The organism is Pilosibacter fragilis, from assembly GCF_032490495.1.
Lineage (GTDB): Bacteria > Bacillota > Clostridia > Lachnospirales > Lachnospiraceae > Pilosibacter > Pilosibacter fragilis.
The window spans coordinates 1-12,371 of record NZ_JAVYJB010000027.1; the positions used below are offsets into that span (position 1 = coordinate 1).

General features: G+C 49.1%; 11 protein-coding genes and 1 pseudogene. 2 read left to right on the forward strand and 10 right to left on the reverse strand.

Annotated elements, in window-relative coordinates:
• A pseudogene (locus ABCW45_RS16360) lies at positions 1 to 266 on the reverse strand (RNA-guided endonuclease TnpB family protein); the annotation flags it as partial.
• 339 nt (positions 267 to 605) lie between these two features.
• Here ABCW45_RS16360 and ABCW45_RS16365 point away from each other — a divergent pair.
• Positions 606 to 1,700 carry a putative ABC transporter permease gene (locus ABCW45_RS16365; RefSeq protein WP_343221196.1) on the forward strand — a complete coding sequence of 365 codons (1,095 nt, stop codon included), beginning with the start codon at positions 606 to 608 and terminating at the stop codon, positions 1,698 to 1,700.
• Positions 1,701 to 1,928: 228 nt separating this feature from the next.
• Here ABCW45_RS16365 and yajC read toward each other — a convergent pair whose 3' ends face one another.
• The 5 genes from yajC to scfA all read right to left on the reverse strand — a co-directional run bounded on the left by yajC (position 1,929) and on the right by scfA (position 7,589).
• Entirely contained in the window at positions 1,929 to 2,207 is a 279-nt protein-coding gene (gene yajC / locus ABCW45_RS16370) for a preprotein translocase subunit YajC (RefSeq protein WP_015553085.1), read from the reverse strand.
• Between the two features lie 20 nt (positions 2,208 to 2,227).
• Entirely contained in the window at positions 2,228 to 3,373 is a 1,146-nt protein-coding gene (gene tgt / locus ABCW45_RS16375; protein ID WP_015553084.1) for a tRNA guanosine(34) transglycosylase Tgt, read from the reverse strand.
• A gap of 32 nt (positions 3,374 to 3,405) precedes the next feature.
• A complete protein-coding gene (gene secD / locus ABCW45_RS16380) occupies positions 3,406 to 5,646 on the reverse strand; it encodes a protein translocase subunit SecD (protein WP_343221197.1) in 2,241 nt (746 codons plus the stop codon).
• Between the two features lie 141 nt (positions 5,647 to 5,787).
• Positions 5,788 to 7,194, reverse strand: a complete 1,407-nt coding sequence (gene scfB, locus ABCW45_RS16385) for a thioether cross-link-forming SCIFF peptide maturase (RefSeq protein WP_117484027.1) — start codon at positions 7,192 to 7,194, stop codon at positions 5,788 to 5,790.
• Positions 7,195 to 7,442: 248 nt separating this feature from the next.
• Positions 7,443 to 7,589 carry a six-cysteine ranthipeptide SCIFF gene (gene scfA, locus ABCW45_RS16390; RefSeq protein ID WP_015553081.1) on the reverse strand — a complete coding sequence of 49 codons (147 nt, stop codon included), beginning with the start codon at positions 7,587 to 7,589 and terminating at the stop codon, positions 7,443 to 7,445.
• Positions 7,590 to 7,982: 393 nt separating this feature from the next.
• Between scfA and ABCW45_RS16395 the strand changes: the two genes are divergently transcribed.
• Positions 7,983 to 8,342, forward strand: coding sequence for a TIGR04086 family membrane protein (locus ABCW45_RS16395; RefSeq protein WP_117484029.1), 360 nt, complete (start codon positions 7,983 to 7,985; stop codon positions 8,340 to 8,342).
• Here the strand turns inward: ABCW45_RS16395 and ABCW45_RS16400 are convergent.
• The 4 genes from ABCW45_RS16400 to ABCW45_RS16415 all read right to left on the reverse strand — a co-directional run bounded on the left by ABCW45_RS16400 (position 8,339) and on the right by ABCW45_RS16415 (position 12,368).
• Positions 8,339 to 8,458, reverse strand: coding sequence for a hypothetical protein (locus ABCW45_RS16400; RefSeq protein WP_021904606.1), 120 nt, complete (start codon positions 8,456 to 8,458; stop codon positions 8,339 to 8,341). The two genes, ABCW45_RS16395 and ABCW45_RS16400, sit on opposite strands and share 4 nt — an antisense overlap.
• Positions 8,459 to 8,470: 12 nt before the next feature.
• Entirely contained in the window at positions 8,471 to 9,598 is a 1,128-nt protein-coding gene (locus ABCW45_RS16405; protein WP_118321989.1) for a sodium ion-translocating decarboxylase subunit beta, read from the reverse strand.
• A 332-nt stretch (positions 9,599 to 9,930) separates the two neighbouring features.
• A complete protein-coding gene (locus ABCW45_RS16410; protein WP_117469063.1) occupies positions 9,931 to 11,229 on the reverse strand; it encodes an HlyC/CorC family transporter in 1,299 nt (432 codons plus the stop codon).
• A 449-nt stretch (positions 11,230 to 11,678) separates the two neighbouring features.
• Positions 11,679 to 12,368, reverse strand: coding sequence for a P-II family nitrogen regulator (locus ABCW45_RS16415; RefSeq protein ID WP_343221198.1), 690 nt, complete (start codon positions 12,366 to 12,368; stop codon positions 11,679 to 11,681).
• Between the last annotated feature and the right edge of the window lie 3 nt (positions 12,369 to 12,371).

Below are 12,371 nucleotides of genomic sequence, written 5' to 3' on the forward strand. Positions count from 1 at the left end.
AGACCGAAGAAAGACTTAAAAGATCCATCCACTTCCTTAAGGATCTGCTGGGCCATGTTGGAATTCAGCAGCCGATAGTTTTCGGAAGTCTTTAAGATGGCGTAGTTTTTCTCATATGGGAGATACCGGCTATATTCAAAGTAATGCTGCCGTACCTGGTAGATGGCCTGGTTGGTCAGGTTTTTGGCTGTGCGGCATAATTCCCGTAGAATGAGGAATTCATCTTTGGACAAATGCTTTAGCTGCTGGCATACGGTCAAATACAAAACGGTTCCTCCTTTCCTAATTGGTGCAGAACATATGTTCTGTATTAATTATAGCACATGGTTTCACAAAAGGGAAGAGAAAGAATTGTAATTGCTTACCGTTTTACATCTGTCTGTGTATCGTTATAGTGGCATTCATCCCGCCACCTACGAGGAATGGGGGTATTCTGCCGATTTTATGATAAATCAGTTAACAAAACAGCCGCCCCGGTCATATCCTGGGCGGCTGTTTTCATATCTGTTTTCTTTTTCCAATACAGTTTCCCGGTTGCGCCTTGTCATTTTCCCGTTCCTGTCGTATGATATGGATAATCTGAATTTACAACCGAGAGGAGATCTATGTACACTTACACCTGGTATCAATGGCTTACGTTTTTTTATCTGTACTGTTTCTTTGGCTGGATCTTCGAGTCCACCTATGTTTCCTTAAAACAGAAGCACTTCGTGAACCGCGGTTTCCTGCGGCTGCCGATGCTGCCGTTATACGGAAGCGGCGCAGTCATGATGTTATGGGTATCTCTCCCGTTTCAGGACAGCCTGATCCTCACCTATATCTCCGGCGTTATCGGTGCCACGGCTCTGGAGTATGTGACCGGATATGTGATGGAACGTCTTTTCAAAGTCCGCTACTGGGATTACAGCAACCAGCCCTTTAACCTTCACGGATATATCTGTCTCAGCTCCTCCATCGCCTGGGGATTTCTGACGATCTTTATGACACACCTGATCCACAAGCCCATCGAGCGGACCGTCCTCGCGATGCCGCTCTACTGGGATCTGTTTTTCGTATTTTTTGTGACTGTGCTCTTTGTTTACGATTCCATCGTCTGCACGAAGGAAGCACTTGCCTTCGGAAAGTCCCTGGAAGCTATGCAGAAGCTTCGTGCGGAACTTGACAATCTTCAGGTACAGCGCGCGCTTCTCAAGATGAATACCGAAGACCGCTTGCAGGCCGCCAAAGAAGAACTGCTGGATCAGATCGAGGCAAAAAGAATTCAGGCTGCGGCTCTCACCGGAATGAGTATGGAAGAATTCCGGGAAAAAGCCGGTACAAAACTGGGATCCATCAAGGAAAAACCTGCTGCCGGTATATCCATGATTCGCGAAAAGGCCGGATCCGCCGCAGATTCCATCCGCGATCTCTCCAATGTCAGCCTTGAGGAATTAAAGGCAAAGGCCGGAGGAAAGCTCGACAGCCTGAAAGACCTTACCGGAATCCATCTGGAAGCGCTCCGCGGGAAATCTGCGGAACAGCTCGACGAGATGTTAAAGGAACGGGAATCCCTCCTCGCCGCACTCCGAAAGGAACGTCGCCGCTTCCGCAAAGAAAGAATCCACTCCAACCCAACCGCAGTTTCCCCGAAGTATGCGCGGGAATTTGAAGAATTGAAAAAGTACTTCGAGGACGAAGGAAGAAATGCAACGCCGCAGTAAAAACAGGAAGTTTCTTCCCGGCTCACCCAAAAAAGAATGTGCCTTGGCACATTCTCGCGCCTCGCGCAGTCGCTTGCGACAATCTACATCTTCGCACGAGTGCGCGTCTTTGGCACGTTAGTGCCTTTTTATGTAACAGGGAATTCCTCAGAATTTCCTGTTACATAAAAAAGAGGTTCATCTCCACATAATCGGAAATGAACCTCTTTCTTTTCTGTTTTTCAGGTCTTACGCCTCCGGTTTTTCAACCTGAACGATCGCCTGTTTCTGCATCGGGATACGGCAGTTCTTATTGTTGCCAAACTCAACGATAACGGTATCGTCTGTCATATCAATGATCACTCCGTAGAATCCGCTGGATGTCAGCACGCTGTCACCGACTGCGATGCTTGCCATCAGTTCCTGCATTTTTTTCTTTTCCTTCTGCTGCGGTCTGATCGCAATGAAGTACATGAAAGCAAAGATTAAAACAATATATCCAATCCAAAATGCCGGGCTGTTAGTCATATCCGTTGCACCTCCTTTTCTTATACCTTGTCTTTATAGTTCCCTGTTACGCCCTCCAACTTTTTCTCTTTGTACTCGGCGTAGCAGTGGTTCTCGATAGCTTCCCTGATCTCCGTCATCATCGTGTTGTAGAAGTAAAGATTGTGGAGCACGCATAAGCGCATTCCGAGCATCTCTTTTGCCTTCAGGAGATGGCGGATATAGGCCCTGCTGTATGAGCGGCAGGCCGGACACTGGCATCCCTCTTCGATGGGGCGCATATCCTTTGAAAACTGCTCATTAAACAGGTTGATCTTTCCGTGGTTTGTATATACATGACCATGACGGCCATTTCTTGTCGGGTAAACACAGTCGAAGAAATCGACGCCGCGGTCCACCGCCTCAAGGATGTTCGCCGGGGTTCCGACGCCCATCAGATAAGTCGGTTTCTCTTCCGGGAGATGCGGAACCACCGCATCGAGGATACGGTACATCTCCTCGTGACTCTCACCGACCGCAAGTCCGCCGACCGCGTAGCCGTCGCAGTTCATCTTCGAGATCGTATCCGCATGCGCGATCCGGATATCCTCGAAGGTTCCGCCCTGATTGATGCCGAACAGAAGCTGTTCCTTATTGACGGTATCCGGCAGGGAATTTAATCTCGCCATCTCCGCCTGGCATCTCGCCAGCCACCTTGTAGTTCTCGCGACAGAATTCTCCATGTATTCTCTGGTACACGGATGCGGAGCGCACTCATCGAATGCCATCGCGATCGTGGAGCCAAGGTTTGACTGGATCTGCATGCTCTCCTCCGGTCCCATGAAAATCTTATGACCATCGATATGGGAGTTGAAGTAGACGCCCTCTTCTTTGATCTTTCTGAGTCCGGCGAGGGAAAATACCTGAAAGCCGCCGGAATCGGTGAGGATCGGACGGTCCCAGTTCATAAACCTGTGGAGCCCGCCGAGCTCTTTAATCAGCTTGTCGCCGGTCCGGACATGAAGATGGTAGGTGTTGGAAAGCTCCACCTGTGTCCCGATCCCGCGAAGGTCATCGGTGGACACAGCGCCCTTGATCGCGGCGACAGTTCCTACATTCATGAATACCGGCGTATGGATCGTGCCGTGGACTGTCTCTACGTCAGCCCGTTTGGCACGTCCGTCTTTTGCCAGAATCTTATATTTCATATTTTTCTTGCCTTATAAATTAGTCCCGAAAATTATTTTCCGGATTTCTTCGCTTCCTTTGCTGCTTTCTCAGCATCCTTTTTTGCCTGCTTTTCAACTGCGTCCTTCTTCTGCTTCTTTGTAGTCATAACATACCACATAGCGCCTGTCAGGCATACGGAAGAATAGGTACCACAGATGATACCTGCCATTAACGGGAGTGCGAACTCACGGATGGAAGATACGCCCATGATAAACAGGACAAATACCATGACAAAGGTCGTCAGGGATGTATTGATGCTTCGTGTGAAGGTCTGGGTGATACTTGTATTTACGATATCAGCGGTGGATGCCTTCGGTCCCATGAGCTTGATGTTCTCACGGATACGGTCGAAGATAACGATCGTCGCGTTGATGGAGTATCCGACGATGGTAAGCAGGCAGGCGATCGCTGTGGAGCCAACGGACCACTTTGCGAGGGCATAGCATGCAACTACAACCAATACGTCATGGACAAGGGCTAAAACAGCACTTGCAGCGAAGCGGATATCCTTGAATCGTACCCAGATATAGAGAAGCATAAATACGGTAGCGATCGCTGTAGCCATAACCGCGTCGCGCTTCATCTCAGCACTTACCGCACCGGAGATGCTCTCTGCGGTAATCTTGGACTCATCAACGCCGAAGTTCTCAACAAGTGCCTCGTCTAATGCCTGACGTTCTTCCACGCTTAAGGTTCTTGTCTTGATGATCACCTCGTTTGTTCCCGCAACCTTCTGTGTCTGCGTATCCGCACTGTTTGTGATGGATTCGACTACCGGAACAACCTCGCTTGAGATTCTCTCCAGAGACATGTCCTCATTAAAGGTCACGCTTGTGGAGGTACCGCCCTGGAAGTCAAGGGAGTAATTGAACGCGTTTCCGATGGAAGACTTGTTCATTACCATTCCCGCAACGCCTGCGAGGATCATAACAGCAGAGATGATAAAGCAGATATTTCTCTTTCCGAGGAAATTGAGCGCCTTCTTCTCTTTTCTGATGCCGTAGAACTTCTGATCCTGGAATCCAAGGTTATACAGGGTGTTCAGTGTGAACTTTGTAACGAAAAGTGCTGTGAACATGGAAAGAACGATACCAAGGGCAAGTGTTGTAGCGAAGCCCTTAACTGTACCGGAGCCTCTCCAGTAAAGAACAGCCGCTGCGATCAGTGTTGTCACGTTACCATCGACGATGGCGGATAACGCTTTCGCAAAACCTGTCTTGATTGCGGAATGAACGGTCTTTCCGAGACCGATCTCCTCCTTGATACGGGTGAAGATGATGACGTTCGCATCAACCGCCATACCGATGGAAAGGATGATACCGGCAATACCCGGAAGTGTTAATGTAACCTCAAAGGCCGCGAGCAGGATCAGCATCAATGCCACATAGAGGCAGAGTGCAAGGGATGCCGCAAGACCCGGTATGAGGTAAACTACGATCATGAATACGCATACGATTCCGAAACCGATCGCGCCGGCCTTTAAGCTTGTCGTGATCGCTTCCTGACCAAGTTTCGCGCCTACCACGTTGGAACGGAGTTCCTCCAGTTCCAGGGAAAGGGAACCGATACGGATCGTGGACGCAAGATTCTCAGCCTCTTCATAGGAAGTCATGCCGGAGATAGAGGCCTGTCCTCCTGTGATCGCCTGCTGTACGGTCGGGTTAGAGTACATCACATTATCGTAAACGATCGCGATCTTCTTGCCGACGTTCGCTGCAGTCACATCTGCGAATTTCTTAGTACCTTCATCGGTAAATGTAAGCGCTACTTCATAGTTATTGTTTCCTGTCTGCTGGTCTTTATAGATCACAGCTTTCGCAGAAGCTACATCGGTTCCTTCCAGTACAACATTCCAGTTCTCATCATAGAACTGTAAGGATCCCGGCTTACCGAGCTCTTCCAGGATCTTGTTCGCGTCTGTGACACCCGGAATATCAACATTGATACGGTTTCCGCCTTCCTGATAAACCTCTGCCTCAGAGCTGTAGTTCTGTACTCTCTGCTGCAGCTTGTACTGGGTATCGGACATATCCTCGGCGCTCGGATTCTCTTCCTTCGCCTGGTAGGTAATGCTGACGCCGCCTGCCAGATCCAGACCGAGCTTGATTCCGCCATTCTGGGAAGTTACCCCGTTCTCATCGGTGACCAGCTTACTCTTCTGAAGAGTATCATAGCCGAAAAATCCGAAGATACCGAGCACAACGAGCAGTCCCAGGAGGCCGATCAGTCCCTTTCCTTTGTTGCTCTTCATGATAAAATCTCCTTCTTGATATGATTTCGAGGTTCAAAAGGCTTTTTGTCCCTCTTGATTCCGGAGTCTGCCGTAATCACCGCCTCCGTCATCCTTACAATAACAGTCCGGGGTTTTCTGCCCCTGACCGCTATGATCGATTTAGTTGTTTTCCTCGTCCTCTGCTAAAGCAGCACGGATCATGATCGCGCACTCGATACGTTTTTTCTGCATTTCGCAGCCGATATCGTAGGCATCCGTAATGCTGCCGTGGAAGTTAAAGGAATTTGCCGCGCATCCGCCGCTGCAGTAGAATCTCGCAAAGCAGTTTTTGCATTTTTCTTTCGCGTATACATTGCAGAGTTTGAATTCATCGCGCACCTTCGTGTTGACCACGCCGGTATCCACGTTTCCAAGCAGGAACTCTTCATTTCCAACGAACTGATGGCACGGATATAAGTCTCCCCACGGAGTTACTGCAAGATACTCGGTTCCTGAACCGCAGCCGGACAGACGTTTCGCAACACACGGTCCCTGACTTAAATCAAGCATGAAGTGGAAGAATTTGAATCCTCGTCCCTCTTTCTGGCGCTTTACAAACTCTTTTGCGAGTCTGTCATACTCATCCATGATCTGCGGAAGGTCTTCCTCACGGATGGAGTACGGCTCTTCCGGAGCTGCAACTACCGGCTCCATAGAAAGCTTCTCAAAGCCGAGGTCCGCATAGTGGAGGACATCGTTTCCGAAATCCAGATTGTTTCTTGTGAAGGTTCCGCGGACGAAATAATCCTTCTCGCCGCGTGATTTCGCGAATTCCTGGAATTTCGGAACAATAAGTTCGTAGCTTCCCTTACCGTTTCTGAACGGACGCATCCGGTCATTGACCTCCGGACGTCCGTCAAGACTTAAGACCACGTTGCTCATTTCCCTGTTGCAGAACTCCATGATCTCATTGTTTAAGAGTACGCCGTTTGTTGTCAGTGTAAAGCGGAATTTCTTATTGTGCTCCTTCTCCTGGGAACGTCCGTATTCCACAAGCTGTTTTACAACGTTCCAGTTCATAAGCGGCTCGCCGCCAAAGAAATCAACCTCAAGGTTGATGCGGTTTCCGGAGTTTGCGATCAGGAAATCCAGTGCCTTCTTTCCGACCTCAAAGCTCATGAGGGCGCGGCGTCCATGGTACTCGCCTTCCTCTGCGAAGCAGTACTTGCAGGCAAGGTTGCAGTCATGGGCAATATGAAGGCAGAGTGCCTTCACGACCGTCTGACGTTTCTTGAAATCGATCACATAGTCTTTGTAAATATCCGCAGCGAACAGCTCCTCCGCGTCGATGAGCTCCTGAATATCGGAGAGCGCATCCTCAATATCTTCTGCAGAGTACTTACAGACCAGTGCTTCTCTCACTGCTTTTTTCTGGTCATCCGTGAGAGGCATCGGTTTTTCCATATCCGGGACGATCTTCGCGAGAACCTCCACGGCATCGTAGAGCAGCGCATCCACGGAATGAACCGATCCACTGTTTACGTCCAAAACAATATGGTATCCATTATTTATATACTGATGTATCAAAGCTAACTTTCTCCTACTGTCTTAATTTTCAGGTGACTGTTCCGTCTCTTCCCGATTACAGTCACGATCTGATGGTCTCCTGACTTCTTTCTTACCTGCCCTTTGTGGTCTGTCAGTGGCGGCTTTCCCGGCATCGCTGTCCGGGAAACCCGTCACCGGCAGATTCTTTGATCAGACAAGAAATAGCCCCTACAATCATACGACCGTAGGGGTCTCTTTAAAAACTTCCGTTTATTCGAAGCCCCGCATTAGCGGTTGCTGTTTTCACAGCTCTGGTTTCCTACTGTGCAGGATGTCTTGCATGCAGACTGGCAGGATGTCTGGCATTCGCCGCAGCCGCCCTTCTTCATGCTGTTCTTTAAAGTGTTGGAACTTAAAGTTTTTACATGCTTCATGGTATCATTTCCTCCTGTTCTCTTATCGTGGGCCTAATACCCCGAATTTAAATGAAATTATACCATACGATTTTCTATTATGCAACGGATTTTATTGCCGTGATGCAGGAAAATCCGGTACGGATATCCACTTTTTATCCGCATAACATGCCGCAGGCAGCTTCCCGATCATGTCCGGCAGCCACAAGGGAAAAATATCCGGGTGCTTTTTTCAGCCAAATCGGCTCATCAGTTACAAGATCAGCCGCGCGATGCATATGCATGGCCTTTCCTCACATATCCTGTATAAAGCAAACGCCCACACCATGATGTCCTCTCAGAATCTTTCTGTTCCCGATTTTATGAGTTCCGGAAAGACTCCCGGAGTACATCCTTCAAGAAAGGAGTTTTCTCATGCAGACAAACCCGGTATGGCGCATGGTACGCGCCCTGATCGTAACTTATATCCTCTCCGGCATTCTTCTGGCGGTGCTTTCCTTCGCCCTCTTTAAGTTCCGTCTCCCGGAAAATCAGGTAAACGTCGCCGTCTGTGCCGTCTACGTCATTTCCTGCTTCTTCGGCGGCATCCTCGCAGGAAAAACAATGAGGACCAGGCGCTTTTTCTGGGGCCTGGTCCTCGGAACTCTCTATTTTCTGTTTTTATATCTCATGTCCCTCGCCCAGAAGGACGGTGTCACGGAAGACACGAAAAGGCTCCTCTCTGTCCTCGCCATGTGCACGCTGAGCGGAATGGCGGGCGGGATGGTAAGCTAACGGTCTCCCACCTTCGTGAGGAGATAAACAACGAGCGCCAGGATCCCCATCACAACGAAGATTCCAAGCATTCCCTTCCACATGATTCCTAAAGCAAGCATTGTATTTACATTCATAGTCCAGACCTCCTACATAAAGAATCCAAGGATGATTCCGCCGGCAACTGCAGATGCGACCTGACCGGAAACATTAGCTCCGATGGCATGCATCAGAAGATGGTTTGTTCTGTCCTCCGCGATTCCCATCTTCTCAATGACACGGGCAGACATCGGGAATGCAGAGATTCCTGCTGCTCCCACCATCGGGTTCACTTTGTTCTTGCTGAACAGATTTAAGAATTTCGCAAACATGACGCCGCCGATGGAGTCAAAAATAAAAGCGAAAAGTCCAAGTCCCATGATCATCAGTGTCTGTAAGCTTACGAACTGATCCGCTTTCATGGAGAAAGAAATCGTGATTCCGAGAACAAGTGTGATCAGGTTTGCGAGTGTCGTCTGTGCTGTTTCGGAAAGGCTGTTTAAGCAGCCGCATTCACGGATCAGATTTCCGAACATCAGGAATCCTACAAGAGCAACCGACGCCGGAGCGACAAGTCCTGCGACAAATGTTACAATGATCGGAAAAGCGATTCTTGTGAACCGGCTTACTTTTCCCGGCTCATACGGCATGCGGATCATGCGTTCTTTCTTTGTCGTAACCGCTTTAATCGCCATCGGCTGGATGATCGGCACAAGTGCCATATAGGAATATGCCGCCACCGCAATCGCTCCGATGTAGTTTGACTTCAACACCTGAGATACCAGAATCGAAGTCGGACCATCTGCCGCTCCGATGATTCCGATAGAGGCAGCGTCCTTGATATCAAAGCCGAGAAGTGATGCCATAAAGATCGTAAAAAAGATACCGAACTGGGACGCCGCACCGAAAAGGAACATCTTCGGATTCGAAAGCAGCGGTCCAAAGTCGATCATGGCTCCGATACCGATAAAGAGCAGCAGCGGGAAAGCCTCCGATGCCTCAATGCCGGATTCAAACAGCCACTGGATGATTCCGTGAGTCTCACCAGCGCCCTCCATAAACTGGTTTAATACACCGCTGGCCGGGAGATTCACAAGGATCGCACCGAAGCCCATCGGCAGAAGAAGGGCCGGCTCATAATTTTTCTCGATTGCCAGGTAGATCAGTAAAAGCCCTACCACATACATGACGACCTGCTGCCAGGTGATCGATAGTAATCCACTCCATAAAAAGTCCATAAAAACTCCTCCTTGAAAATAGTATGCGCAGGTTTTTCTCTTTCCCTGCCAATGGATTCCATGAAATTTTACAGACCGTCTTTTTTTGCCGCCATATCGGATCGCTCTCGGATCCTCAGAGCAACAAAAAAAGACTTTCTGCAGAAATTTCTCTCTGCAAAAAGTCTCGTTACCATTTTACCGGTATGCACCACCAGACGTTTCCGCCGCGATTGTTGACAGTGCATTTCAACTACTCCCCTTTTGGATAGATTCATATTAATTGGTTTGAAAAAAATTGTCAAGACCGAAAGCTGTACATTTTTCGCTAATTTTATCGCGGTTCAGGAATTTCACCGTTCGGGTTTGCTCTCCTGCTCACTTTCTTCGCTCTTCTGCGGCGCATCCAGAATATACAGATGCACCTTGTCAATCCTGTTTCTCTCCACCGTATCCACCACAAACCGGAGATTTCCGCTTGTGACTTCCTCCCCTGCCTGCGGGAGATGGTCTAAAAGGCCGATAATATAGCCACCGACGGAGTCGTAATCTTCTGACTTGAGATCCAGACCAAGCTGGTCGTCGAGATCATCAAGTTTCATGGCGCCCTCGATCACATATTCCTTCGGATTGATCTTCCTGATGCTGTCTTCCTCATCCGCATCGTACTCGTCGCGGATCTCTCCGACGATCTCCTCAAGCATATCCTCCAATGTGATAAGCCCGGCCGTCGCGCCATACTCATCAAGAACGATTGCAACGCTGTTCATGGTCTTGCGGAGTTCCACCATAAGCTCCGTCGTCTTTTTAAACTCGTAGGTGTAATACGGCTCACGCAGGTAATCCCGCAGCTTAAATTCCTTGTCTTTCGGGATCAGGAACAGGTCCTTGATATTCACGATGCCAATGACATTGTCCGTCGTCTCCTCATAGACCGGATATCTCGTATACTTCTCCTGTCGGAAAATATCCATGATCTCCTGATAGCTGGCATTCACATCGAGGAATGTCATATCGATACGCGGAACCATAATGTCCTTCGCGACAGAATCCCCGAAATCGAACACGTTGTAGATCATCTTCTTCTCGTCCGACTCGATCACACCCTCTTCGTGGCTGACCTCCACGATCGTTCGGAGCTCATCCTCCGTGATCGCGTCCTGTTTCTTGTTCGGATCCACATGGATCATCTTTAAAACGCCCTTGGAGAGGACATCAACGACCACGATCAGCGGGGTCAGGACCTGCATGATCAAATAGATCGGTTTCGCGAACTTGAGTGACAGGGTCTCGGAATAGATCGTCGCGGAAGTCTTCGGTGTGATCTCACCAAAGATCAGGACTAACAGCGTCAAAACGCCGGTTCCGATACCGACATATTTATTTCCAAGCACGTCTGTGACCAGCACAGTCATCAGAGAAGACGCTGAAATATTGACAATATTGTTTCCTATTAAAATTGCGCTAAGCATTTTGGGCTGATTGCTTAAGATCTTCTCCAGCACAACGGCATGGCTGAGTCCCGCCTCCGCGAGATTCCGCACACGGATCTTATTTACCGTCATCATTGCCGTCTCCGCCGATGAGAAAAACGCGGATAACGCCAGAAGTCCAATTACGATCAGTCCCTGCAGGGCTTGCCCTGAATCCAAAAAAATCAACTCCTAAATCTTTATAAATTTGACGCCGCCCGGTTTCTTCCGGGGCTTCGTCCATGATTTGTCTCCCCGCACGCTCCGCTCTGTGTTCGGACCGGTCGAAGATTTACGAATGATTGTACAATACTCTATATGCAGTGTCAATGGTTTTGGGATGTTTCCGCGGCGTTTTTTCCTTATTTTACCTGCATTATATGAAATTAGGGTCAAAAGGTCTGAAGTCCGACGCAAGCTTGCTTGCAGGAGGATTTTGGACCTTGGGACCCACCAAAGCATAAGTAAGCAGCCATTTTTCAAAGAAAAAATGAGCAAATTACGAATGTTTTGAGAATTGCGAGAGCACGTAGTGCGGAGCAATTCGGTATCAGAACGGCTTTTCTTTTTTAACGGCAGCTGTTCCGTTCGTTCAGGCCTATGATCCGCTGCGGTCAGCGTAACAGAGCTTAATCGTCCTCATTCTTCTCGATCAGACGCATCCCCGCCGTCTCCGTCACCGGAAGAGAGAAGACGATCGCCCCCGCCTTGCTTCCGATCCCGGATTCCTTCATGATGCTCTGCATGATGCCGTTTTTATCCTTTGTCTTCGTGACCATAAAGATCATCTCTTTCTCCTGAGCAAGGGAAACGCCTAAAAATTTTTCTGCCTTCTCCATTCCCGTTCCCTTCGCATGGATCACGGTTCCTCCGGTAGCATTGGCCTTTCGCGCCGCGTCCATGATCACATCCGTATAGCCCTGATTTGCGATCACTACAAGAAGCTCGTAGTCTGTTCCTTTCAAGCTGCTTTCCTCCTCTTTCTCAAATCCACGGTCCTCGGTCAAAAAGCGAAGCTGCCGCTTTCCGCCGATGCTGCTCAGGGGAGTCACAAAGGCGATCCCCGTTCCAGGAATATCGATCTTGATCTCCTGTTCCAGTCCCTTTTTTACCTTTTTCCATTCCGACGCCGTCACTACCGCAAACTGGACGGCCTTTTCCGATGCCTCTAACCCGAAGGCATCCAACACCTCCGACGCCGCGGTTCCCCGGCCTAACGTCAGGAATGTGACGGAAATCCCATATTCTTTATAGAAGGCGAGGAATCTCCGGCTCTGGTTCCGGTCGCTGATCGTCGCCATCAAGTATAATTCGCTCATAAA

Coding starts and splice junctions, on each gene's coding strand:
- ABCW45_RS16400 (WP_021904606.1), bottom strand. CDS start 8,458: ATGAATGTAAATACAATGCTTGCTTTAGGAATCATGTGGAAGGGAATG.
- ABCW45_RS16405 (WP_118321989.1), bottom strand. CDS start 9,598: ATGGACTTTTTATGGAGTGGATTACTATCGATCACCTGGCAGCAGGTC.
- yajC (WP_015553085.1), bottom strand. CDS start 2,207: ATGACTAACAGCCCGGCATTTTGGATTGGATATATTGTTTTAATCTTT.
- secD (WP_343221197.1), bottom strand. CDS start 5,646: ATGAAGAGCAACAAAGGAAAGGGACTGATCGGCCTCCTGGGACTGCTC.
- scfA (WP_015553081.1), bottom strand. CDS start 7,589: ATGAAGCATGTAAAAACTTTAAGTTCCAACACTTTAAAGAACAGCATG.
- tgt (WP_015553084.1), bottom strand. CDS start 3,373: ATGAAATATAAGATTCTGGCAAAAGACGGACGTGCCAAACGGGCTGAC.
- ABCW45_RS16415 (WP_343221198.1), bottom strand. CDS start 12,368: ATGAGCGAATTATACTTGATGGCGACGATCAGCGACCGGAACCAGAGC.
- ABCW45_RS16395 (WP_117484029.1), top strand. CDS start 7,983: ATGCAGACAAACCCGGTATGGCGCATGGTACGCGCCCTGATCGTAACT.
- ABCW45_RS16365 (WP_343221196.1), top strand. CDS start 606: ATGTACACTTACACCTGGTATCAATGGCTTACGTTTTTTTATCTGTAC.